Here is a 23182-nt window from a genome sequence, read left to right as displayed (position 1 = left end):
AAAAAAGTAACAAAACACCATAAAATCCAACATAAATACACCGTTATATATAAATACATCTGCATCACCTTTAACAGTATGTACGAAAAAGAACAACTTTAGTCGAGAAATTTAAAAGAAAATACTGCTAAGAAAAAAGACGTTTCCTTACCCTACCACTGCCTTAAATATATAATAGCTAATTGTAATACAGATTATGTTAACTGGGAAACCTTTTTCAGAATATGATAATTAAGACATAATTTACCTGCTAAGCAAACTCCGTAGATATGCTCCGCGTCTTGTGGAGCGTCGATCTTTTAGCTACTACTTGAACATGTTTCTTCGCTGCTTCGTGTCTAATAAGCCTACTTTCGAAGCGATCCTAGAAGAAACAGGCATATTATTGCGGGATTTTCGGACGCGACTGATCCAACGGGAGTCTCCGCATATTCCTAAGCTTAAGGGAAGTCCTACAACGTTAGCGTCAAGTAATAGCAGTGTTGCTCTGCATTATGAATTGCTTGCCGTAGGGTGGTAACATTTCTGAACACTAAAAGATACCGATTTATATGTTACCTCTTACAACAGTTGTACAGCTTAAGCAATAGCAGAAGCGATATCCCAGCACATGAATTATTTCAAAATGACCACTAAGCTAGTTAACATAATTTGTATTATAATAAGTCATTATTTCAATCTTAACCGCTATTCACTTCAGCAAATCGCCTTATTATCTACTTCCTTTGCTAATAATAAAAAAAGGTTCATGCAGGAACATGAACCTTTTCTTTCTATTAATCATTTATATTTATCTAATTTATCACCAATCATATCACCAAGTTGAAAGCCGGACTGTTCATCGTCCGCTTCAAATTGTTTGATCTCTTGTTGACTTTTTTCTTCTTCAATCTCTTTGATGCTTAAAGAAATGCGTTTATCGGATTCGCTGACATCAAGTACTTTGACTTGTACAGTTTGACCAACTTCTAATACTTCACCAGGAGTTCCGATATGCTCTGTCGAGATTTGTGAAATATGAACAAGACCTTCGACACCCGGAAGTACTTCGACAAAGGCACCAAAGTTTACTAGGCGTTTTACGGTACCTTCTACAACATCATTGATAGCTACTTTTTCTTCAATATTATCCCATGGACCTGGTAAAGTTGCTTTATGAGATAGAGATACTCGTTCATTATCTTTATCTACTGATAGAACTTTTACTTTCAATGAATCTCCTTCTGAAACTACGTCAGAAGCTTTGTCTACATGGGTATGAGCAAGTTGTGATATATGTACAAGCCCGTCCAATCCGCCTATATCCACAAAAACACCAAAGTCTGTAATACGTTGTACAGTTCCTTCAATTTCTTGCCCTTCTTCTATTTTATCTAACAGAGAACGTTTTTTATTTTGCTCTTCTTCTTCAATCACTGCACGGTGGGATAAAATAATTCGGTTTTGTTCTTTATCCAGTTCCACAATTTTTAATGCAAGTGATTTATCTTGATAATCAGAGAAATCTTCTACATAGTGTGTTTCTACTAATGAGGCAGGAATAAATCCTCTAATGCCTACATCAACAACTAGACCACCTTTTACAATATCGCGAACTGTTGCTTCAATGATTTCGCTATTATCAAATTTAGCTTGTAAGTCTTCCCAAGCTTTTTCAGCAATAACTGCTTTTTTAGATAATACTACCTCTTCTTCTTCGACTTTCTTCACTTGCAATTCTAGTTCGTCACCTTCATTGACTGCATCACTTGCAGTCTCGATCCTCAGTGGAGAAAGTTCACTAATCGGTACTATACCTTCTACTTTATATCCAATATCGACTAGGACGTGTTTCTCTTCTACCTTAACTACTTTTCCCCGTACAATATCACCTACGGAAAGCTCGTTAATCTCAGAAATTTCTTGATTCATTTCATCCATGACAAAGACCTCCTTCGATTTCCAACACAAAACAATAAAATGTGCTTTTTTCTAACTTCTAATATTTAGCGTGATTTGTCAAGTTATATAATCAAAACTTAATGATTTTCTTTGATTTTTTTAATTTCTTCCATAATTGCATCCGTTACTTCTTGAGCAGAAGATTTATTTGCTCTCATCGATTCCATATTTACTGGTTTTCCGTACACAACCTTTAACGGATTCTTGCTTTTATATTGCCCGATAATCGCACACGGAACAATCGTAGCTTTAGAGCGTAAAGCAAAAAAACCAGCTCCCGCAAGACCACGCTTTATTTCCCCTGTCTTACTTCTAGTACCCTCTGGAAACAAACCTAAAACATGTCCATCTTTCAAAACTTCTAACCCTCTTCGTAATGCATTTCGATCGCTCATCCCTCGCTTGATCGGAAAGGCATTTACATGGCGTAATATAAATCCAAAGACTTTGTTATCAAATAATTCTTCTTTCGCCATAAAATGAATTGGTCTTGGACTCGTTATTCCTACAATCGGAGGATCATAGTTGGAAATATGATTGGAACAAATAATTACAGGCCCTTCTTTTGGAATATTCTCCGTTCCGAAGCTTTGAACTTTATATTTCGGTTTTAGAAATATTTTTACTGCAGTTTTAGCAAATTGATAAAAGCTCATTTGTCATTCCTCTTTTTCTGTTGTGCTAGTTGTGCTATTGATAAAATTTGATCTGTAACACTTTCAATAGATAATGATGTTGTATCAATTTCAATGGCATCTGATGCTTTTTTTAATGGAGACACTTCTCGTTCAGAATCCATCTTATCCCGCTGTTTAATGTCAGTTTTTATTTGTTCCAAATCAGAATGGAAACCTTTCTGCTGATTTTCTTCATGTCTTCGCAGTGCCCTTTCCTGTACACTGGCTACCAGAAATATCTTTACCTCCGCATCTGGTATTACATGAGTACCAATATCTCTGCCATCCATCACGACTCCACGCTTTTCTGCTAGCTTTCTTTGTCGTAATACCATTTCTTCTCTTACTTTCGCAATAGAAGCAACAGCTGAAACGCTATTGGTAACCTCTTCGGTACGGATATCGTCTGTCACATTCGCTTGATCCAGATACACCTGCTGCTTTGGATCGATATCGATGGATATTTCATGTAGGTGGTTCACCACTTGTACATGATTGTTTACATCGATTTTATGTTTTAGTACAGAGTGGGTTAAAGACCTGTACATAGCGCCTGTATCAATATAAACATAGCCGAGATGCTTGGCTACCAGCTTTGCAACGGTACTCTTTCCCGCAGCTGCAGGTCCATCTATCGCGATGGCTAATTTCTTATTTTCGTTCATTTTTTTCTTCCTTCCCTACTGAATAAATCCTTTACGGCGATTCTCTAGTTGTTTGATGAAACAGTACCGGATAATATGTTGTTGATCCTTCTTATCAATTTCCACAAATTTAACCGATAGTATGTTGTTATTTTCACAAATGCTATGTATACGAATTGCCGTTCCAATAAGATGAAGATATTCTATCTCATTATCTAAAGGTAATACTAACATAATATCCAACATTTCGCCTTCATTTATGACCAAATTATTTTTAATTAAGATTGATAATCCACCACCACTAATATCATGGGTGACCGATGTAAACGGTACAAATGAAGGTTCCTGATTCCTGCTGCGCACAGATATGTCGAGCAGTGATTCAACCCTTACGAATTCACGGCGCTGGATCTTCTTCAATTGTTCTTTATCAAAGTTCATAATTAAGGTTGGAATATTATTGATATTAGCTTTTCCGATAATTTGTGATGGAAAACTAAACAGAGAATAATTTTCGGTGAAAAGTGCCTGGAATTCGCTGCCGACCGGGAATAGCTGCGTCCGATTTGTTTGCACATCAATTGGATAATCGATGTACAGTTTATCTTGTTTTCGATCAATCACCCGGCATTTATACGTTTTATTTTTATTTTTTACTTCTTCAAGTTGTATAAAGGAACCAATTCTAACCAATTTTTTACCTCTTTCTATGTATTATTTAAAAAACACGCAATTAGAGAATAATCCTTTGTCCCTATTATCGCAAAAAAAAGAAAGAAGGAAAAGACCTTCTTTCTTTTTTACCAGAAAGTATAAAATTTTAAGGTTTTGTATCACTTTCTAACATGAACAGCCATGTCCACTCCGGCGCCCAGAAACTAGGCGACTTCCTGCATCGCCCTGCGATAAAGAAGACTTGCCGATTGGTAATAACCAGAGGCCTAGTCACCCTTATGCCTTTGGGCGAAAGTCATCATCTACATCACTTGCTCACCATGATTCCTTTATCTCAGTTAATGCCGTCCAGTCGCTACGTTTCTAAACGGACGCTTGCACTTTTCTTAATATTTTATCTCAGCTTGCTTTAATTTATCTACTCTAACTTCACTGCCGTTTTCTGCATTGATAAAAATCCGGTACGTGTCCTGATTTAACGTCCCTAAAAATACGTATGTGAGAACTTCCTCTCCCATATCATCTTCAATAATCGCGATATGATTTTCCTGGATTTCCAGGTTAGGATTTACTTTATCACTTGCTTCTTCCTCTGTTATCGCAGGTTCTGCAATATCTCTTTCATGATAGTTCTCCAAATAATCTTTTGCTACAAATCCTAGGACATCGCCGTTGTCTAAGGCAACCTTTACCTGAATAGCATCTGGGTATATCCAGACATCATTTACATTCGGAACAAATTGAAAAACACCGACATTGTCATACTGATTACTCTCGACCATTGCAACCTCAGAAGCAAGGTCTAATTTTGACACATAGTCCTTGGCAATATTCATTGCCTCGTGCAAGCTGATTTTAGTGTCACTTACTTCCCGGTTAATCATGAGACTGGCTGGGTAACCACCTTGCTGAGTAATATCTATATATCCGGAGCGTTCCGATTCTTTGAATGAACCACTGTACATTGGGACGTTTGCTCCTTTACCAGTAGCAGCAATGGTTAATTCTGTATCATCCTTTAGTTCCAGGAAATCCTTCATTTTCTGTTTCGCTTCTTCTTCCGTTATTTTCGATTCACCTAACATCGAAAATCCATCTTTATCGCTGGAAGTTCCCATCATACTTGCATTTAACTTACCTTCTTCAAAGCCTTCAACTGTTTTTTCTACTGTTTTAAAGCCATCAATAATGGTGTTGTCCGCTTGCTCATCATTATTTACTAATGCAAGCTGTACATCCATCCACCTGAGATTATCATTTAACACCATGTTTTGTACTTTTCGCAATTCTGATTCAATATTACCTGACATTTCATAGAGAGATTCTAGTGTGCCTACCTCATCTTCTGACAATGGTTCGCTTTCTAAATCTCTAATAGCGGTTCGATAACTAAAATTCCCCATTTGGGAAAGAAACTCTTCCGTTTTGTTAAATGGCATTAACGTTAGTGGCAATTGTCCAACATCATTATGTGCCATGGATGTTAATCTCCAAATTTCTGCTAATTGTGGAGATAATTGATCTCTTGTATTCATCGCTAACGTGGAACCGATTTTGTCATGAAGCAAGTCCAGATTATAGGTTAGATCATGAAATGACCGTTGATAATTATTTTCTGCCTGGATTAATACAGCATTTTTTTCTTGATGTTCTTGGTATCCCCATACGGAGACACCGATAATTCCTATACTCAATACGGTAATAAATAGCCATCGAAACATGTTTTCACCTCCGAAAAATTACATACAGAATACGTGCTTACCTATCCGTTTTATTTGTGGCCTCGACCATATCCATGCCGAAGTCGCAGTATCTGGATTAAAGTAATAGATCGCTTCTCCCGTTGGATCCCATCCGTTAATCGCATCAAGTACTGCCTTTTTTGCTTGATCATTTGGCGTTAGCCATATTTGCCCGTCACTTACAGCAGTAAATGCTCTTGGTTCAAAAATGACACCTGAAACCGTATTAGGAAAACTTGGACTTTCTACGCGATTAAGAATAACAGAAGCAACTGCTACCTGACCTTCGTACGGCTCCCCTCTTGCTTCACCGTATACGGCGTTAGCCATGATTTGAATATCATTCTGCGAGAATCCTTGTGGCATATTGACAGCACTTGGTTCAAGGTCTTCATCCGTTGTTTCATTCGTATCCTGCTGCTGATCGGAATCACCTGATCCAGAGTCAGATCCACTTGTTCCTCCAGAACTTCCAGATCCTGACGATGTATTGTTGTTATTAGGTTTGGACTGTTTGTCATTATCGACTCCACCGTAATGAGTAAAATCATTACCTTTCCTAATTTGTTCATATACATAGTCCCTGTCAAATTCACTCGCATCCGCTAATTTTTGCTTGGTGGCTGCACCTGCCAGACCATCAATTTCCATTCCGAATTCATATTGAAAATTACGTAGTGCCCAATACGTACCCCAACCAAATACACCATCAATTTTGCCATTATAAAAAGCTAAATATTGAAGTCTTGCCTGTAGTTCAATTACGTCATCACCTGTTGCCCCTTGTTGAATGACTTGATTCGAAAAAGCATCCAGCTGATCTTTCTCTGAATTAATGAAACCAAACGAACTAATGGTAAGTATGAAAAGACATATTAATATTTTATTTTTCATTTTCGTTGACCCTCCATAACTAGTCAAAATGGATTGATGATATGGATAGCTTTTAATAAAAAAGAAAATTTATTCATAAAAAAAGAAGTCTCATTTAAAGACTTCTTCAATTAATTTGATGTTGTGTGATTTCATTTGCAATTTTTACTTTTCGAAGACCTAACAGCCAGAGTATTACCATAAATGGCATTAAACCGTATATCCATCGTTTCTGTATGATTTCTAAGATGAAATCATATGTGCCATGTAGAAATGCTGGAATCAGAAATGCCAAGCAGATTAATAGAGGTGTATAACGCTTCGCGAACTTCGCTCTTCCGAGATAATATCCCATGATTACACCAAACAAAGCATGTGATGACACCGGAAATAAGGCGCGGCCGATTGCAAATTCGATACCATGTGCAAACAAATAAAGAATATTTTCTAATGTCGCGAAACCTAAGCTAATCGCTGCACCATAAACAATACCGTCATAAACAGTATCAAATTTCGAATATTTATAAGTAGTAAACATGAAAATAAACCATTTAAAGAACTCTTCAAATAAGCCATATATGAAATAGGATTGAAAGAAAGGCGTTTGCCCTATTCCTTCTTCCTGAAATGCATATTGAATAAACATAATTGGAAATACTAATAGTGCTCCGTAGATAAATGTTCTAAAAATTGCATAAACCGGCTCTAGTTCGTATTTATCTTTTAAATAGAAAAACGACATTAGTGCAAAAGCCGGTGCAATTGAAACGGAAATAAGAGCAAACAAACTTGTCACCTACTTTCTACCTCCAATCAATTATGCCATAATATTTAATGTATTTGTTAAAAGAATCAAAAAAGGAAGATGGAAAATGAAAAAAACATTAGTGATCCATACAGGTGGAACAATCTCTATGAAAGAGAACCCAGATGGCAGTGTCGTAGAAACAGATTCACACCCATTGTCCAACGCAGACTTATTAAAAACTCATTCCATTGAAGAAGAGAACGTCTTTCATCTGCCATCACCACATATTACACCACCACATATGCTGACTTTAGCCAATTATATTAAGGAAAAAGCAAGCAATGGTACGTATGCAGGAATTGTTGTCACACACGGAACAGATACATTGGAAGAGACAGCTTACTTCGTTGATCTTTGTGTCAACACCACCGTTCCCATTGTTTTTACCGGTGCAATGAGATCAAGCAATGAAATCGGCTCTGATGGTTTATATAATTTAATATGTGCCATTCGTGTCGCGTCACATCATAAATCCAAACAACGAGGTGTACTCGTTGTCATGAATGATGAAATACATACAGCCCAATATGTAACGAAGACATCCACCAGTAACGTGGCGACGTTCCAGAGTCCTCAGTTTGGACCTGTCGGTATGGTAACGAAGCAAGATGTCTATTATTATCAGAAGACGTATCACGAAGAAATTTTTGATATATCAGCTGTAAGTAAAAATGTACTGCTACTGAAAGCATATGCTGGCATGCCTAAAGAATTAATCGAAATGTTGGATCCGGCTAAGACGGATGGGCTGATTATTGAGGGTTTAGGACAAGGTAATGTCCCGCCAACGATAGTGCCAGCAATCCAGCATTTATTACAGCATAACGTAGTGGTACTGCTGGTATCTAGATGTTATAAAGGCATCGTACAGCCAACCTATCAATATGAAGGTGGTGGTCGTACCTTAGTTGACAAGGGAGTTATCTTTGCCAACCATTTAAATGGTCCAAAAGCAAGGCTGAAACTCATGTTATTACTGGAAAACCATGCATCACATCATGAAATGATCCATGCATTTAAAGACTGATCATCATCTACAATCCCCACGACAAACTTAAAGTTTCGTGGGGATTGTTTATCCTTCCATATATTTCCTTGATAAGGAATTCCATTAAAGCAGTTAACTATTTTCTTTCTCCTGAACAGATGCCGCTATCAATCCTCCATGAAAACGACCATTTTCAATAAATATACCGTTGTTGTCAAAACCAGCAGCAATGACACCTGCAATGTAAATGTTTTCCACATTCGTTTCCATTGTCGAAGGTTGATATGCTGGTTTTCCTGTATCTTCCTCAATAGAAATTCCTGCTTTTTCCAGGAAGGGGTGGTTCGGTCGGTAACCAGTCATCGCAAAGACAAAATCATTATCTATTTTCTTTCGTTCTCCATTAACGTGATACGTAATATGGTGTGTGGAGATTTCTTCCACTTCTGCATTGAACTCCATTGTTATTTTTTCATGGTTCACCAGCGATGCGAACTCTGGTAATATCCAGGGCTTCACGCTTTTCGAATATTCACTTCCTCGATATAACACTGTTACATTTGCACCTGCTTTATGCAGCTCAATCGTTGCATCTACTGCCGAATTCTTTCCGCCAATCACGACTACATTTTGCTGGTAAAATGGATGAGCTTCTTTAAAATAATGGTGTACTTTATCAAGCTCTTCTCCTTTAATACCCAAGTAATTTGGTTGACCATAATATCCGGTTGCTATAACACAATAAGTTGCATGGTAAGTTTTCTTTTCCTGGTATTGATTTGTCGTTGTTATTTCGAATTGATCGTTGACATGTTCGATTGCGATTACCTCTTCAAAGCTGTTAATTCGCAGCTTTTTTCTTATCGCAACCGTACGATAATATGCTAATGCCTGATTTCGTACGGGTTTGTTTTTTTCTGTGACAAATGCGACATCTCCAATCTCTAATTTATCACTGGAACTAAAAAAGGTTTGATGTGTTGGATATTGATATATCGCATCGACGATATTACCTTTTTCAATGAGTAATGGATCTATTCCAATATTTTGCAGTTCTATCGCTGCAGACATTCCACAAGGTCCTGCACCGATAACAATAGCTTTTTCCTGTTGCATGGTTTGATACACTCCTTCAATTCTACACCCAATCTTAATAAACGATGCTATTATGTATAATTCCCTTAGAAGATCACGATATCGAGGGAAAATTTTACCCAATAATATATTAACATGTTTGTTCAAAGAACGTTAACTAGCTTGTTTATAAAATCGAAATTTGTTGGATGTTTATAGTATACCCAATCGTAAGCATAAATGTGAAATCATTCATTATTATCGACATTCCGTCATAGGACAACTTCTATTGCCCATAAACTAATTTTGAAGCGCAAATATGATTTTTATGAGGAAGGAGTTATTCGCTATGTCATTTACAACAACGAAATGCTATTCACCGTATGTGAGTAAGTTCGATCCTTGCAAGCCAATCAAAACAAAATGTTATTCCACGCCGCCGAATTTATATATAGGATTCCAGCCAAAAAATCTAGAACAATTTCCAACTGCAAGAGAAGCACTTTTTGCCGGAACTTTGTGGCCTTGTTTGTATGATGATTATCCACCAAGAAAGGAGCGTAGTGATTCATGACCCATTCCCGATCAATGCCAGATAGTTATTATCAGCAACTAGAACAGATTCAGGCAATTGATTTTGTTTTAGTGGAATTAACCTTGTACCTGGACACCCATCCTGATGACGTTGATGCAATCAATCAATTTAATCAAGCCGCTTTTCAGAGCCGTCAATTAAAGAATAAGTTCGAAGAAGAATTTGGTCCGTTAATGCAATTCGGCCAAAGCTATTCCGGTTATCCTTGGAATTGGAAAGATGCTCCATGGCCATGGCAAGTCTAAGAAGCGAGGAGTGAGTTAGAAATGTGGTATTACGAAAAGAAATTACAATATCCGGTGAAAGTTAGTAAGTGTAATCCAAAGTTAGCCAAATATTTAACCGAACAATATGGTGGTGCTGACGGAGAGCTGTCTGCTGCATTACGTTATCTAAATCAACGATATACGATTCCGGACAAAGTAGTCGGACTGTTAAACGATATTGGCACCGAAGAATTCGCCCACCTTGAAATGATAGCTACGATGATCTATAAACTGACAAAGGATGCCACGCCAGAAGAGTTAGAGGCTGCTGGACTTGGTGCGCACTTTGTTAATCATGATCACGCTCTCTATTACCAAAATGCTGCTGGCTCACCTTGGACAGCAACATACATTCAAGCAAAAGGGGATCCGATTGCTGATTTATATGAGGATATAGCGGCTGAAGAAAAAGCGCGTGCCACGTACCAGTGGATTATAGATATTTCTGACGACCCGTTTATTAATGATTCCTTGAAGTTTTTACGCGAACGGGAAATTGTCCATTCGCAACGATTCCATGAAGCTGTAGAAATTTTGAAAGAAGAGCGAGACCGAAAAAAAATTTTTTAGATATTAATAAACCCCGTCTCGTTCATGGAGGCGGGGCTAACCATCGTTTAGTCTGTCAAACTGCTACTGATCGAATCTGCATTTATATTAGGAATAGTAATTTCTTGACCAACAATCAATGTACGATTTTCAATATCATTTGCTTCGATAATAATATCAACATATTCACTCGTCCCGTAGTATTGTTCAGATATTGAAAATAAACTATCCATCTTCCGGACAACATGTGTAACTAAATCCACTTCTTGATGTAGCTGCTCAACGGTAGAGGACTTACTCTTTATCGTTACTTCTTCCACGCTATGATCACTCTTCTCTTGTACGGCTTTTGATAAATACTCCTCTCCCCAGTAACGCATCGTCCATATTAATACAATAATTGCAATAAATAAAATAAGCATAAAACGGATTAAAGGAAAGGAGATTTTCCATTTTGATTTTTGTTTTTTATTTTTGTGGACCTCACTTCTAGGTGGCAATGCATCGTTTTCTTGACCTTGCTGCCGTTCTATTTGGTCTCTGAGTGATGCTGCTTGATCTTCATTCATATTATCATCGCGCATGCTGAACCCCCCTTGTCCGAATTAACAATGCTAAAAATAAATCGACAAAAAAATGCAAAGCGATAACGGTTGTTAAGTTGCCCGTCCACTGATAAACAAGTCCAATCCAGAAACTTAACAAGATGACAGCAATAAATAAAAAGGGTTTCGCTAAATATCTTGTGTGAACTAATGCAAAAATAATACTTGCTATCCAAAGTCCAAACTGTGTTTGAACAATACCACGAAATAGCCATTCTTCTACCAAGGCAATACAGAAACAAAGGACTATAATTTCGATATAGGAACCTTGTTTAAATATTTTTTCGTTAACTCCCCCATCATCCCACCATTTCTTCGGAAAAATATACATCGTCATTATATCTATACCCACAATGATCAATGCAGAAAACAGACTATAGAAGACAATTTGAGACCATGACCAGGATAAGAGATTAAAAAATGCAGCTGCACTGTCAAAAAAGATAAACATTAATGTAATGGCCAGTAATAACAGTAATCCCTGTGAAAGCCAAATCTGTTGTTTCAATTGTTTACTTGAAAGTTTTTTAATCAGTTGTTCTTGACTGTTTTTCATTTTGATCTCCTTGATATAATAATTCGTATAACAGTTGGTGCCACTCTTGAACAGTCTTTTCTCTCACCATCTCTTCAGGTTGCCAATGATCCCACTTAAAATCACAGAAACTGCAACACATGAATGTCGGTTCTTGTACATCGTTTTGGAAATGACGGAACAATGCATTTCTTCGACAATGATCAGTGTAAACCCATTGCAGCATTTCAGACAGTTTTCGTTCTTTATATCCCATTCTCTCTGTCATTGTTATTTCTAAAGCTTCTAATACATCCTGTTGCGATATAGTTTTAACTTGCCAGTTAGCTTGTCGTAATAGGCCTAATCTCTCTAATTGATATTGAAAGAAACGCCACTGGCTTTCTACACCATTTGCCTGTAATAAAAATGATTGTTTCACTTCTTCAAATGTTGGTTCTGTTTGATAAATGATGTCAAGTTGCTGTTTAATCAATGATAAGGATGGAAGTTCTGATTCTATTAATCGCCTCGGAATAAAAGCATCACTTTCATGAAACAATGTAAGACTTACCACTTCCTGGCCTTCTCTGCCGGCTCTTCCTAATTCCTGAATAAATGATTCAATTTGGCTTGGAATATGATAATGAATAACAAGTTGAATATCTTTCTTGTTGATTCCCATACCAAATGCATTTGTGCAACAAACAATATCAATTTGATTGTTCATAAATTGTTGCTGAATTAAAAGGCGATCCTGATTATCCAAACCACCATGGTAAAATGCAATACTTCGATCTTTAACCGCAGATTGTAAATAGGCTGCAACCTTTGCTGTTTCTTCTCTGCTTGAGAAATAAATTAAAGTTGGGACTCGGTACGTATTCACTAATTCGGCGATACGCTCTTGTTTTTCATGTAATTGCGTGACGGATTCCAACACTAGCGAGATATTTGGTTTATCCATTGGGTAGATGAAAGTACTCACTTGCTCCAATTGTAAAACCTTTATAATGTCACGCTGTACATCTGGCGTTGCCGTTGCAGTAAGTGCTAAAAGTGGTGGGTTTCCCAACGTTTGATGTATAGCTGTTATTCGTAAATAATCTGGTCGGAATTCATGCCCCCATTGTGAAATACAATGCGCTTCATCAATGACAAATAAATTTATCTGCAGTTGTTTTATTTTTCGGATGATTCGATTACTCTGTAACATTTCAGGTGATACATAAATTAATTTATAACTGCCGATCCTGCTTAAGATTGATTCTTTCTCCTGATACGTTAACATGCTGTTTAATGCGGCAACTTTTTTAAAACCATTTGCTTTCAGCTGTTTCACCTGATCTTCCATCAAAGAGAGTAATGGAGAAACAACGATGACAGTACCATCCAGCATCATGGCTGGCAGTTGGTAACAGATCGATTTTCCCGTACCAGTAGGCAGAACAGCAAATACATGTTCCTTATTCAATACGGATTGTATGATGGCTTTTTGCCCTTTTCGAAATGAGCTATATCCAAAATAATACTGTAAATACTGTTCTAACTTATGATCATGCATCGTCCTTCCTCCTCTCTCCTTGTTGTTCCATTGCTAGTACGAGCTTTATTTGGAAATAATTAATATTAGTAGGCAATTGTACTTTTAAGTCTTTTAACTTTTTGGAATTTGTATTAATAATTACAGATTGGATCAGTTGATAATCGTGATGATTTACATAATGCTGCCATTGAAACTCCTTTGCGGCATAGGCGATTTCGATAAGATGATCTTTAATCGTACTTTCTTTCAAACGCCTGATGCTTGATATTTCCGAAATAGATAGCTTTTTTTTTACATAATATAAGGTTTGATTGGCCGAATCACTGATTAAAAGCTGTTTCGTGCGTACAGGATAGAGCTGTTTTAACAACGATGTACTATCGTTAGCGACAATCATCCTGCATAGATTATGGATAATATTCATATTGATGATGGAAATATCGTGGATAGTCATTTGGAATTTCTCCGCTAATTGATACCTGCTTAATCCTATTCTTTGATCGGTTGAGAGACGATCAACAAATATTGCAGCATGATCACTAGGGAAAAATTCCAATAATCGGTACAAATCTTCATAAAGCTGGTCTAACATCCTTTGAGTTCCATGCACCTGATTGTTACGCCAGACTGTCTTCACAAATCGCTGTGTGGCTATATCGTCAACAATCGGTATGAAACTATGTTTTCGCATATGTAAATGTGTGATGGTCTGCACGAATAATATCACATGTTGCAAGAGCTTCTCCGCATGCTGTTCGTACTCTATTCCATTTAATGTTAGAAGAGGGAGATAATGTTGCCCCTGCTGCTTATGTAACGTCATCCCTTTATTTGTAAGCTTTACTGTATCTCTTGCTTCCATTACAATACAATTCTTTTTTTCTAGTCGTTGCACCTCTTCATCAAACTGTTTCCTGGTCATTGATTTATATATACCAAAATAAGCAGTCAATCCAAAAATATTACTGTCCTGAATCGTTTGTGTTGATTTTTTGGCTGTCAATAAATGATATATATTATACATCGTCCGTTCGCCATTTAATTTCAACATACAATCCAACAATATAAATTCAAACATTTCAACACCTCGATCTATCTAATCTTATTCTAACAAGATTTGTCGAATTTGGATACTAGGTATTTGTCAGAAACGGGAGGATCTGATAATCTAGAACAGAAGAACGAACAATAAAGGAAGTGGCTTATGCCATATTTTACGTGGATAAATAAAGAAACTTGTATTGCTTGTGGAGTCTGCGGAGCATCGGCTCCTGAATTGTTTGATTATGATGATGAAGGTATCGCCTTTGGTCTCAGGGATGATAACAAAGGCGATGAAGAAGTTCCCTCTGACCTCATCGATGATTTATTGGACGCCCATGAGAGCTGCCCAACCGAATCAGTCAAAGTAAACAGGAAAAAGCAAAAATAAATGGAAAAATTCTTTTCACAGCTCCGGAATTATAAATAGTGTTACTGTAGTAAGTTTGACACATGTTGTGAGCAAAGCGTTAGTTCTGACTAAGCAGGTCCCAAAACAAAGCGAAGATCAGGAACTACTCTTGCACATGCTATACGTCAATATAATGAAAGCAAAATAGAGAAAATTATCCTCCATCCCCTAAACCAATGTCCAACGTCGAATGATCTACGTTGGACAATTTTTTTCCTTACCACTTATCGATAAATAACGTTAATTTGCTGGTCTGTCTGCACTGGCTTTGTTAAATCATATTTGCCCACTTGTTCATAGCCGATATCAAATTGTACGGTTTGAAAACCAAAAGAATATGCTGTTGCAATAATTGCTTCGATCATGTTGACTGTTTTCTGATTTTGACCTGTTTTCGCTGAAACAATTTGTAATTCTAGTGTATCATCTTCAGCTTGCTTAACCTTTATTTCTGCATCATTTGGGATAGTTGACTTCACATGATACTGTGGCTCTGCTTTTTTCATCTCGTTCAACGCTTTTTCGATTGAATCAAATTGCGCTACCTTCGTAGCAACGAGCCAGCCTGAAGCTTGTGCATTGTATCGATATTGCTTATAGACTACAGTGCCAGAGCCTTTTAATATATATGTGTTATCGACCATATTAATTTGGTCGATAAAATCGTTTGTCTGATCAAACTGTATCTGTTTGACCCTAAATGGTTGAAAAATAAGGTTCATTAACTGGTCGAACAGCTGTTGACTTGCAGTATCAGGTTCAATTGTAAAATCATGCTGAACAGAAGCAACAACGATTTGCTCCTTTTTAGTAAACGTCATATGCTTTAATCCGATATCCTGTAAGCCATTTACGGCTAGATCAATTTCGTCCCCCAGCTTATTAAATGAGAATGGTTCTTTTATTTTTTGTTCTGAAATAGTAATTGGCACTACATATTGCGGAGGTGTGGTCAATAAACCAAGTTTTTTAATCTTCTCCTTCGGCAGTATTTCCAACTGATATTGAAGCACGCTATCCTCTGTCGTGTTATCTGATTCCTCTGACGCTTCCTCCATTTGTCCACTTTCTTCACTATCACGGCTTTCAATAGAATTTTCCTGACTCTCAAATCTTATTTGAGCTTCGTCAGAGGCAGAAGGTGAAGAAGATTGTTCAAACTGTGTCAACCTGTCTTGTGAAAGAAACACTATAAATACCAGAAGTGCACAAGTGACAGCTGAAATAGCAGGTATCCAAAACCATCGTTTTTTTCTTTGCTTCGCTTCTTCTTTTTCTATCATTTGTAGCTGTATTTGCCGATATATTTCTTCTTTGGTGCGCTCATCTTTAATTTTAGGCATGGAACGTAACTGCTCTTTTAAACGTGTTTCATAATCCTTGTCTTTATTCATGATTAACATCCTCCTTTTCACTAGATGTCATCATGCAGGTTTGCAAAACTTTTAATGCACGATGTTGTGTTGTTTTCACTTTGCTGGTAGACCACTTTAATATTTCTGCTGTTTCTTTAATAGAGAATTCCTGTATGTACCGTAGAATAACGACCTGCTTCTGATCCACGGTACATTGATCCAAACAATGATAGACTTGATGCATCTCATCATTATGAAGTATGGAATCTTCCGGTTCCTCCATTGTTGATGTTAACTTTTCACCATCATCTTCCCAATTAAAAAAATCTTGTATCTTCATGCGTTTCCGCTTCAACTTTCGAAAATAATCAAATGTAGTATGCCTGGCAATGGAAAAAAGCCAGGTTTTTTCAGCGCTGTCTCCATTAAAGCTAGAATAGGCACTGAGCACTTTAATATAAACTTCTTGAATAAGGTCTTCCGCTTGTGCTTTGTCCTTAACCAGGTAGAAGATATATTGGAAGAGATCTTGATGGTATTTGTCATAAAGATCCTCAAATGTGGTCTTCATCATAAGACCCCCTCACCGATACTTTATTTGTCGAATAAACGCTAGCAAAAGTTACAAAAACTTATACTATAAAATAAAAATACCACAGTCATTTACACTGTGGTAGGTTATCGCTCTATTTTTTCTAAATTTTGCTGAAAAACTCTTCTTATTACGGGATATAAAATCAACATAAAAACAAGATTGCCAATTGCATGCATCAAGTCAAACGGTATGCTTGCCAGCATGTAGGCAAAAAAGCTGCCTGAGAAAGTGAAGGTGCCTAAGTTAAGAACCAAACCATAAAGAAAAGCCGCCAGCACACTAAATCCTGTGAGAATAACCAGATGATATCTGGCAGGCACATACCTCCCGATCAGTCCAGCTAGTAAACCGATGATAGACCATGCAAATATCTGCCAAATCGTCCATATACCCATTCCCATAAACAAATTTGTCACATAAGTCGAAACGATTGCGATACAAATGGCAGGAACCACCCCGAGTAATGCTCCTGCCACAATAATAATTGCAGTAACCGGCTGAATATTCGGCAAAAATTGAAAACAAATTCGGCCTGCCACACATACTGCTGCCAATAAGGATATTAATGTCAGTTTATAGATATTCAACGAATCACTCTATTATTTGAAGATCAAAAGTAATGTCATCTTCATCCTGCACTTCATAATCTGCAATTCCTTCGCTTACCATTTCACCGTTTGCTTCATATGTCCAATACTCATTTTCTTCAACATTTTGCTCATGTCCATTAATGGAAGTTAAGAATCCATCCTCCGTCACTTCTACCTCATAATTATCCTGCAGAAGGTCTTCTAATGTTGTTCCGGATGTTACCGTGTAGGACTCTTCACTAATTGTCTTATTCGTAATTTGATCCGTTATCGTTAGCGATACGTTAATATCTCCTTCGGCCACATTGGTTCCCGTATTGCCACAAGCTGTCATTACTACCGCTAATATGATAACTATTAATAGTTGTTTAAACTGTTTCACATTCTTCTCTCCTCAATAGTAAACTCTTTGAGGATCCAAGCATTTTGCAAGTATGTATATATGGAAAAACACTACTTTACATGCTTAATCCCCGAAGCATGAATACATGTCAGATGGCAGGTCTCCTGACTTTGTGCTTTACTCTACTCCAGCACCTTCCCATACATCAAATATTGCGTACAGTGGTTGTTGCTGTTTCGTTTGCACTTACAGTTGCGAGGACAGTTCTGGATTTCCACCAGATTCCCTATTAAGTATACTCACCATCAAACAATCTTCTATTACGGTTTTGTTACTTCAAATTTATAACCGACACCCCATACAGTAACAATCATTTTTGCCGCTTCTGCAGATACTTTGTTTAATTTTTCACGTAGTCGCTTTACATGAGTATCGACTGTTCGTAAATCACCAAAAAATTCATATTTCCACACTTCCTTTAATAAAGCTTCTCGTTCGAATACTTTATCCGGTGATTTTGCTAGAAATAAGAGTAATTCATATTCTTTTGGTGTTAAACTTACCTCTTGATTGTCTGCTAGCACACGATGTGCATCATTATCTATGAGGAGATGTTGGAATTCAATCAAGTCTTTCGAGCGAGTCGACTGATTGATATTCGTTGAAGCAGAGGACCTTCTTAATAACGCTTTAACACGTAATACTACTTCACGTGGACTAAAAGGCTTGACAATGTAATCGTCAGTACCAGCTTCAAAGCCGTGAATTCGATTTAACTCTTCACCTTTTGCCGTCAACATCATAACCGGTGTTGCTTTATGCAATCGTATTTCTTTACAAACCTCAAGCCCGTCTTTGCCAGGCATCATCAAATCGAGTAATATGACATCATAATCATTTGATAAAGCTAATTTTAATGCTTGTTCGCCGTCTTCTGCTTCTTCTATCTCATACCCTTCTCGTTCAAGGTACATTTTTAATAAACGACGAATTCTTTCCTCATCATCTACTACTAATACTTTGTTACCTTCTGTTTCCATCTTTACCTCCCCCCTGTCACTACCTACAGTATATAAGTAAATGACAGAACTAACAAATGAATGGCCTTCATCTGTCTTGTTATGCGTAAGAATGCAAACCAGCTAGTACGAGATTAACCACGATTAAGTTAAACATAATTATTGCAAAACCCACCACAGCTAACCATGCAGATCGCTCACCATGCCAGCCTCGAGACAAACGGAGATGCAAGAATATAGCATAAAAGAACCAGGTTATGAGTGCCCACACCTCTTTCGGATCCCATCCCCAATAACGATTCCAAGCCTCTTGTGCCCAAATGGATGCGAAAATCAATCCACCAAGTGTAAAGACAGGAAAACCGATGGTGATAGCGCGATAACCAACCTCATCTAATAATTCAGGATTTGCTTTTCTAAGAAGAGGTTGTATTGCCGCAGCTACTCGTTTTCGTAATATTATTCTAGCCAATAAATATAAGACTAATCCAATTAACAATGACCAGACTAACGTGTTTAATTTTCGTGGCGCTTCTGCACCATGCATCCATTCCGGTGTCTGTAATAATGCATCCATTCGATTTTCAGTTAATAGCTCTCCGTTTCCAGGTCCAAACAACGCTGGTAATTCATAATCCAAGGTTGTTTCATTTTCATCAACAACATAGGAAAATGACGCATGATAGTCCATTGCTGAAAAAGTAGTAGTAATCATTACAAATCCTATAGTGGCAAAAATGGAGTACATGATGATTTCGAGCCACTTGGTTCTTGCAGTAGATTTTGTTTGATCTATCTGTCTAATCAGGTAGATCATACCAGCAATAAAACTGACTGCTAGAATCGCTTCCCCTAGCGCAACTGTTGTAACATGGATATAAAGCCAATGACTCTTTAAGGAAGGTACCAATGGCGATATTTCTCTCGGATACATACTTGCATAGGCGATAACCAGTAAAGCTATCGGTAATGCAAATAATCCTAATAAATCAATACGATAGATAAAGTACAGGATAATAAATGCCAAGACGAGCATCATACCAAAAAATGTAACAAACTCAAACATATTACTAACTGGTGCATGCTTACTGGCTACCCAACGCGTGAAGAAATAACCGATTTGTGCAACAAAACCCAATATCGTAACTCCGATCGCGAGTTTGTTTATGAACCGGAATTCTTTTTCTTTCCGCTTGTCTCTAATCGTTGCTGCGAAGAGTACTGTTGCGATCAAATAAATAACAAACGCACTATATAACAGGCCGCTGCTTAACGACAATAAATCCATGCTTTTTCCTCCTTACATTCCCTTTGAAGTTATTCTTTTTCTTTCGTTTCTTGGTCCTCAATCATTTTCAGGTTGGTTTCGTTTATCATTTTCTCGAACTCTCTTGTAAAACCAAACCAGTTCTTATTCGTATGACAGGCAACATATAAACTATTATCATCCGGATGAATCCAAATTCGGCGATGCTGCCAATACATCCCTTGGATTACACCGATCATAAATATGAAAGCGCCAACTCCTAGTATTGGTAAAGTTAAATCTTTCTTTACATTTAATCCGCTAACATCACGTACCGTGAAATCTGCTAAACCTAACTTATATTGATTATCCCCAGAAGGAATATTTTGTCCAATTGCAAGGAAACTAGCTTCTTGTTCTTCTATATCAGGCCCTTTGACAAAAAAGACAAAACCGGGATTACGTGGATAATTCGATACAGAGCGTGGCTGTCCATTATTAAGTTCATATTCTGGATAATATTTGTTTAACTCTATCGTATACCCATTATCAAATGTGTATTCTCGCTGAGGATCGGTTAAATCAACCGTAAATTCAACAATAGCTTCTTCCTCTTCATCATCCGCTCGATGAAGTTTAAAAGTCATTGTCTGAAATTCGTTCATTTGATAACTGTCCTGATATAGGCCAAGACCATTGATTTTCATCGGTTCATTTACGATGATTTCACCGCTTTTAACCTCCTTCAGCTCTGGTTCTGAACCAACCACATCTGTTGACACATTTTCATAAAGTGTCGCCCTCGTTTCAAAGTGTTTTGGTATTGGACCATTGGTTCGATCTAATGCAGCCTGAAAGATATCGTCTTCATCTGACTCTCCATATGTTTCAAAGATAAACTCTTCATTTTTTATGTAATATTGCTGGTTTGTACCTGGAATAACAGCTGTTTCCCCTTCTCTAACCCACACAAAATCATCGACATACATAAACGGTACAAATCGAAATAACGTCCCAATTAGAAAAATAATAAGTCCTAAATGATTGACATACGGACCCCAGCGGGAAAAACGTCCCTTCTCCGCTAAAAGGTGGCCGTTCTTTTCCGTTATTTTATAACGATGTTTTTTTAAGTTTTGAATAAAAGCTGTTCTATCTTGTTCTGATACATCAGTGTTTTCCACGAAATACTTTTGTCTTTTCAAAAAGTGCAAATGCCGTTTTATTGCCTGATTCTTTAACGCTTTAAATAACGGCACACCTCTGTCAATACTGACGATAAAAATAGAAATACCAATAAGCGCTACCAGGATAAGGTACCACCAGGACCCGTATAAGTTATGAAACCCTAACTGATAGTAAATTTGCCCGGTAATTCCATACTGATCCTCATAGTGAACAGCAGGATCCACATTTTGTGGAATGTACATCTGCTGTGGGTAGATCGTACCTAAAGCGGATGCAACGAGCGTAATCGCAATTAAGGTAACCCCAACTTTAACAGACGAAAAGAAATTCCAAATCTTATCAACAATTGACCGGTTTCTCGTCTTTGAACGAATCGCTGTTCCATCATAGCGCATATTTAATAACTTTCCATTTTGGTCATTATCTAACGGTTTTCCACATTTTTCGCAAATCGTCGTCCCTTCGTTATTAACATGACCACATGTAGTACATTTTAATGTATTCATTCAAACCCCTCACGATCCTTCTGGAACTATCTGATCTAGATACCCTTGTAATTTTTCTACTGTCAGTCCACCTAATACGCGTTCGACAACGATACCATTTTCGTCAATGAAATAGGTTGTCGGTATAGGCTTGATTCCATAAGTATCTAATACTTCGGTATGTTCATCATATAATATAGGAAAAGTAAGGTTATACTGATCGACGAAATTCTGTACCGGTAACTTCGTTGAATCTAAATTCACCGCAAGTATTTCGACGCCTTTTTCCTTGTATTCCGGGTACAATTGCTCCATGTAAGGCATTTCTTTTTCACATGGTTTACACCAGGTTCCCCAGAAATTCAGCATGACACCTTTTCCCCTTAGATCAGACAACTGAATCGTTGATGAATCATCTGTTGCTATCTGCTCTAATTGAAAATCTGGTGCCTGATCACCCACTTCTACAACAGCGTCTTCTTCTGCTGTTAAATTGGAAACAACTGCGAAAAGAAGCGCACCAAACAACACAATCAGGATGGACGTCCGAAAAATAAAACGATTTCGTTTTTTTGATTTCTTGTTTTGTTTTGCCTGTTCAATCTTACTCATCCGACTCACTCCCTTCGCTCATTGTACCATTTACTTCATGTCGAAAATGTGACAGATATTCAACAATTATTTAGCTAATTTTTTTAACTCGGCAATTTCTTGAGGTGTTAATTCGCGGTGTTCACCTGCTGTTAAACCATCTAACGTCAAAAAGCCAAATTTTTCGCGTTTGAGCTTTTGAACTGGTGTTCCTAACCATTCAAACATTCTTCTGATTTGACGATTTTTCCCTTGGTGCAACACGATCTTCACTATTGCTGTTTTCTTTTTGGTGTCGACGGACATTACTTTGACATATTTCGCCTTCAGCACGTCACCATCTGATTTAATGCCTTTTTTAAATAATTGTAATTTTTCTTTATCCGGAATTCCTTGCGTCTTTACAATATATTCTTTATTAATTTGGTGACTTGGATGCAACAATAAGTTCGTAAATTCACCATCATTCGTCATGATCAGGATTCCTGACGTATCATAGTCAAGTCTCCCTACTGGGAACAGACGCTCTTGATATTGTTCAAAAAAGTCCGCTACGGTCTTGCGATGTTTATCATCCGACACACTCGTTATGACACCACGTGGCTTGTACAAAAGAAAATATAACTTTTTTTCTTTTTCAATCGGTACACCTTGTACTTTCACTTCATCTTCAGAAGATACCTTTGTACCTAATTCTGTTACAACTGTGCCATTCACTTCTACTAAGCCTTGTTCAATTAGTTTCTCCGCTTTCCTGCGTGATGTTATACCACTTTGAGCGATCACTTTCTGCAGACGTTCCATCATATACACACACTTT

At 37.4% G+C, this 23182-nt stretch carries 26 protein-coding genes and 1 riboswitch; of the genes, 5 read left to right on the top strand and 21 right to left on the bottom strand.

Going from position 1 to position 23182, the window contains the following annotated elements; genetic code table 11:
* Positions 1-780: 780 nt before the first annotated feature.
* From rpsA to prsW, 7 genes are all read right to left on the bottom strand, one after another.
* A complete protein-coding gene (rpsA, locus tag MUN88_RS16085) occupies positions 781-1920 on the bottom strand; it encodes a 30S ribosomal protein S1 (RefSeq protein WP_244716830.1) in 1140 nt (379 codons plus the stop codon).
* Positions 1921-2018: 98 nt separating this feature from the next.
* A complete protein-coding gene (locus MUN88_RS16080) occupies positions 2019-2597 on the bottom strand; it encodes a lysophospholipid acyltransferase family protein (protein WP_244716829.1) in 579 nt (192 codons plus the stop codon).
* Positions 2594-3283 carry a (d)CMP kinase gene (gene cmk, locus MUN88_RS16075; protein WP_244716827.1) on the bottom strand — a complete coding sequence of 230 codons (690 nt, stop codon included), beginning with the start codon at positions 3281-3283 and terminating at the stop codon, positions 2594-2596. The genes MUN88_RS16080 and cmk overlap by 4 nt, the downstream gene beginning before the upstream one ends.
* A gap of 15 nt (positions 3284-3298) precedes the next feature.
* Positions 3299-3955, bottom strand: coding sequence for a flagellar brake protein (locus MUN88_RS16070; RefSeq protein ID WP_244716825.1), 657 nt, complete (start codon positions 3953-3955; stop codon positions 3299-3301).
* A gap of 368 nt (positions 3956-4323) precedes the next feature.
* Positions 4324-5658: a germination protein YpeB gene (ypeB, locus tag MUN88_RS16065; RefSeq protein ID WP_244716823.1), complete on the bottom strand. Its 1335-nt coding sequence runs from the start codon at positions 5656-5658 to the stop codon at positions 4324-4326.
* A gap of 18 nt (positions 5659-5676) precedes the next feature.
* Complete coding sequence (gene sleB, locus MUN88_RS16060; RefSeq protein ID WP_244716821.1) at positions 5677-6573, bottom strand: spore cortex-lytic enzyme; 897 nt, start codon at positions 6571-6573, stop codon at positions 5677-5679.
* Between the two features lie 106 nt (positions 6574-6679).
* On the bottom strand, positions 6680-7339 hold the full coding sequence (gene prsW / locus MUN88_RS16055) for a glutamic-type intramembrane protease PrsW (RefSeq protein WP_244724587.1): 660 nt from the start codon (positions 7337-7339) through the stop codon (positions 6680-6682).
* Between the two features lie 85 nt (positions 7340-7424).
* Between prsW and MUN88_RS16050 the strand changes: the two genes are divergently transcribed.
* Positions 7425-8387, top strand: coding sequence for an asparaginase (locus MUN88_RS16050; RefSeq protein WP_244716819.1), 963 nt, complete (start codon positions 7425-7427; stop codon positions 8385-8387).
* A gap of 93 nt (positions 8388-8480) precedes the next feature.
* Here the strand turns inward: MUN88_RS16050 and MUN88_RS16045 are convergent, their stop codons facing one another.
* On the bottom strand, positions 8481-9464 hold the full coding sequence (locus MUN88_RS16045; RefSeq protein WP_244716817.1) for a YpdA family putative bacillithiol disulfide reductase: 984 nt from the start codon (positions 9462-9464) through the stop codon (positions 8481-8483).
* Between the two features lie 307 nt (positions 9465-9771).
* Here MUN88_RS16045 and MUN88_RS16040 point away from each other — a divergent pair, with 307 nt between their 5' ends.
* From MUN88_RS16040 to MUN88_RS16030, 3 genes are read left to right on the top strand one after another with little or no spacing between them, the layout of a single operon-like run.
* Entirely contained in the window at positions 9772-9996 is a 225-nt protein-coding gene (locus tag MUN88_RS16040; protein WP_244716815.1) for a spore coat associated protein CotJA, read from the top strand.
* Positions 9993-10262 (top strand): spore coat protein CotJB, encoded by a 270-nt coding sequence (locus tag MUN88_RS16035; protein ID WP_244716813.1) that lies wholly within the window; start codon positions 9993-9995, stop codon positions 10260-10262. The genes MUN88_RS16040 and MUN88_RS16035 overlap by 4 nt, the downstream gene beginning before the upstream one ends.
* 21 nt (positions 10263-10283) lie before the next feature.
* Complete coding sequence (locus tag MUN88_RS16030) at positions 10284-10853, top strand: manganese catalase family protein (protein WP_244716811.1); 570 nt, start codon at positions 10284-10286, stop codon at positions 10851-10853.
* Positions 10854-10900: 47 nt separating this feature from the next.
* Here MUN88_RS16030 and MUN88_RS16025 read toward each other — a convergent pair whose 3' ends face one another.
* The 4 genes from MUN88_RS16025 to MUN88_RS16010 are packed head-to-tail and all read right to left on the bottom strand — an operon-like array spanning position 10901 to position 14575.
* Complete coding sequence (locus tag MUN88_RS16025) at positions 10901-11416, bottom strand: LysM peptidoglycan-binding domain-containing protein (RefSeq protein ID WP_244716809.1); 516 nt, start codon at positions 11414-11416, stop codon at positions 10901-10903.
* On the bottom strand, positions 11406-11993 hold the full coding sequence (locus MUN88_RS16020; RefSeq protein ID WP_244716807.1) for a CPBP family intramembrane glutamic endopeptidase: 588 nt from the start codon (positions 11991-11993) through the stop codon (positions 11406-11408). The genes MUN88_RS16025 and MUN88_RS16020 overlap by 11 nt, the downstream gene beginning before the upstream one ends.
* Entirely contained in the window at positions 11965-13515 is a 1551-nt protein-coding gene (locus MUN88_RS16015) for a RecQ family ATP-dependent DNA helicase (protein ID WP_244716805.1), read from the bottom strand. Before MUN88_RS16015 ends, MUN88_RS16020 begins: the two co-directional genes overlap by 29 nt.
* Positions 13508-14575, bottom strand: coding sequence for a YpbB family protein (locus MUN88_RS16010; protein ID WP_244716803.1), 1068 nt, complete (start codon positions 14573-14575; stop codon positions 13508-13510). Before MUN88_RS16010 ends, MUN88_RS16015 begins: the two co-directional genes overlap by 8 nt.
* A 126-nt stretch (positions 14576-14701) precedes the next feature.
* Between MUN88_RS16010 and MUN88_RS16005 the strand changes: the two genes are divergently transcribed.
* The gene (locus MUN88_RS16005) at positions 14702-14929 is read left to right on the top strand and encodes a ferredoxin (RefSeq protein ID WP_244716801.1); all 228 of its coding nucleotides are present in this window, start codon (positions 14702-14704) and stop codon (positions 14927-14929) included.
* A 245-nt stretch (positions 14930-15174) separates the two neighbouring features.
* On the opposite strand, the gene MUN88_RS16000 is transcribed toward MUN88_RS16005, so the two are convergent.
* The 9 genes from MUN88_RS16000 to MUN88_RS15960 form a co-directional block, all read right to left on the bottom strand.
* On the bottom strand, positions 15175-16344 hold the full coding sequence (locus MUN88_RS16000; RefSeq protein WP_244716799.1) for a hypothetical protein: 1170 nt from the start codon (positions 16342-16344) through the stop codon (positions 15175-15177).
* A complete protein-coding gene (locus tag MUN88_RS15995) occupies positions 16337-16879 on the bottom strand; it encodes an RNA polymerase sigma factor SigX (protein WP_369809892.1) in 543 nt (180 codons plus the stop codon). The genes MUN88_RS16000 and MUN88_RS15995 overlap by 8 nt, the downstream gene beginning before the upstream one ends.
* A gap of 104 nt (positions 16880-16983) precedes the next feature.
* On the bottom strand, positions 16984-17487 hold the full coding sequence (locus MUN88_RS15990; RefSeq protein ID WP_244716798.1) for an ECF transporter S component: 504 nt from the start codon (positions 17485-17487) through the stop codon (positions 16984-16986).
* A 4-nt stretch (positions 17488-17491) separates the two neighbouring features.
* On the bottom strand, positions 17492-17872 hold the full coding sequence (locus tag MUN88_RS15985; RefSeq protein ID WP_244716796.1) for a DUF4430 domain-containing protein: 381 nt from the start codon (positions 17870-17872) through the stop codon (positions 17492-17494).
* Between the two features lie 98 nt (positions 17873-17970).
* Positions 17971-18155: riboswitch (cobalamin riboswitch) on the bottom strand.
* Positions 18154-18873 (bottom strand): response regulator transcription factor, encoded by a 720-nt coding sequence (locus MUN88_RS15980; RefSeq protein ID WP_244716794.1) that lies wholly within the window; start codon positions 18871-18873, stop codon positions 18154-18156. (Overlaps the previous riboswitch by 2 nt.)
* Before the next feature lie 79 nt (positions 18874-18952).
* A complete protein-coding gene (gene ccsB, locus MUN88_RS15975) occupies positions 18953-20140 on the bottom strand; it encodes a c-type cytochrome biogenesis protein CcsB (RefSeq protein ID WP_244716792.1) in 1188 nt (395 codons plus the stop codon).
* Between the two features lie 29 nt (positions 20141-20169).
* Positions 20170-21792, bottom strand: coding sequence for a cytochrome c biogenesis protein ResB (gene resB, locus MUN88_RS15970; protein ID WP_244716790.1), 1623 nt, complete (start codon positions 21790-21792; stop codon positions 20170-20172).
* Positions 21793-21801: 9 nt separating this feature from the next.
* The gene (gene resA, locus MUN88_RS15965; RefSeq protein ID WP_244716788.1) at positions 21802-22383 is read right to left on the bottom strand and encodes a thiol-disulfide oxidoreductase ResA; all 582 of its coding nucleotides are present in this window, start codon (positions 22381-22383) and stop codon (positions 21802-21804) included.
* 66 nt (positions 22384-22449) lie between these two features.
* Entirely contained in the window at positions 22450-23166 is a 717-nt protein-coding gene (locus MUN88_RS15960; protein WP_244724583.1) for a pseudouridine synthase, read from the bottom strand.
* Between the last annotated feature and the right edge of the window lie 16 nt (positions 23167-23182).

The sequence above is a fragment of the Gracilibacillus caseinilyticus genome, assembly GCF_022919115.1.
Classification (GTDB): domain Bacteria; phylum Bacillota; class Bacilli; order Bacillales; family Amphibacillaceae; genus Gracilibacillus; species Gracilibacillus caseinilyticus.
The sequence above is the reverse complement of the archived record's forward strand: the minus strand, read 5'-3'. Positions and strand labels throughout refer to the sequence as shown.

Coding starts and splice junctions, on each gene's coding strand:
- MUN88_RS16050 (WP_244716819.1), top strand. CDS start 7,425: ATGAAAAAAACATTAGTGATCCATACAGGTGGAACAATCTCTATGAAA.
- cmk (WP_244716827.1), bottom strand. CDS start 3,283: ATGAACGAAAATAAGAAATTAGCCATCGCGATAGATGGACCTGCAGCT.
- MUN88_RS16080 (WP_244716829.1), bottom strand. CDS start 2,597: ATGAGCTTTTATCAATTTGCTAAAACTGCAGTAAAAATATTTCTAAAA.
- rpsA (WP_244716830.1), bottom strand. CDS start 1,920: ATGGATGAAATGAATCAAGAAATTTCTGAGATTAACGAGCTTTCCGTA.
- MUN88_RS16030 (WP_244716811.1), top strand. CDS start 10,284: ATGTGGTATTACGAAAAGAAATTACAATATCCGGTGAAAGTTAGTAAG.
- ccsB (WP_244716792.1), bottom strand. CDS start 20,140: ATGGATTTATTGTCGTTAAGCAGCGGCCTGTTATATAGTGCGTTTGTT.
- MUN88_RS15960 (WP_244724583.1), bottom strand. CDS start 23,166: ATGGAACGTCTGCAGAAAGTGATCGCTCAAAGTGGTATAACATCACGC.
- MUN88_RS16015 (WP_244716805.1), bottom strand. CDS start 13,515: ATGCATGATCATAAGTTAGAACAGTATTTACAGTATTATTTTGGATAT.
- MUN88_RS16040 (WP_244716815.1), top strand. CDS start 9,772: ATGTCATTTACAACAACGAAATGCTATTCACCGTATGTGAGTAAGTTC.
- MUN88_RS16045 (WP_244716817.1), bottom strand. CDS start 9,464: ATGCAACAGGAAAAAGCTATTGTTATCGGTGCAGGACCTTGTGGAATG.
- MUN88_RS15995 (WP_369809892.1), bottom strand. CDS start 16,879: ATGATGAAGACCACATTTGAGGATCTTTATGACAAATACCATCAAGAT.
- sleB (WP_244716821.1), bottom strand. CDS start 6,573: ATGAAAAATAAAATATTAATATGTCTTTTCATACTTACCATTAGTTCG.
- MUN88_RS15980 (WP_244716794.1), bottom strand. CDS start 18,873: ATGGAAACAGAAGGTAACAAAGTATTAGTAGTAGATGATGAGGAAAGA.
- MUN88_RS16000 (WP_244716799.1), bottom strand. CDS start 16,344: ATGAATAAAGACAAGGATTATGAAACACGTTTAAAAGAGCAGTTACGT.
- MUN88_RS16035 (WP_244716813.1), top strand. CDS start 9,993: ATGACCCATTCCCGATCAATGCCAGATAGTTATTATCAGCAACTAGAA.
- resB (WP_244716790.1), bottom strand. CDS start 21,792: ATGAATACATTAAAATGTACTACATGTGGTCATGTTAATAACGAAGGG.
- resA (WP_244716788.1), bottom strand. CDS start 22,383: ATGAGTAAGATTGAACAGGCAAAACAAAACAAGAAATCAAAAAAACGA.
- MUN88_RS16010 (WP_244716803.1), bottom strand. CDS start 14,575: ATGTTTGAATTTATATTGTTGGATTGTATGTTGAAATTAAATGGCGAA.
- MUN88_RS16020 (WP_244716807.1), bottom strand. CDS start 11,993: ATGAAAAACAGTCAAGAACAACTGATTAAAAAACTTTCAAGTAAACAA.
- MUN88_RS16025 (WP_244716809.1), bottom strand. CDS start 11,416: ATGCGCGATGATAATATGAATGAAGATCAAGCAGCATCACTCAGAGAC.
- ypeB (WP_244716823.1), bottom strand. CDS start 5,658: ATGTTTCGATGGCTATTTATTACCGTATTGAGTATAGGAATTATCGGT.
- MUN88_RS16005 (WP_244716801.1), top strand. CDS start 14,702: ATGCCATATTTTACGTGGATAAATAAAGAAACTTGTATTGCTTGTGGA.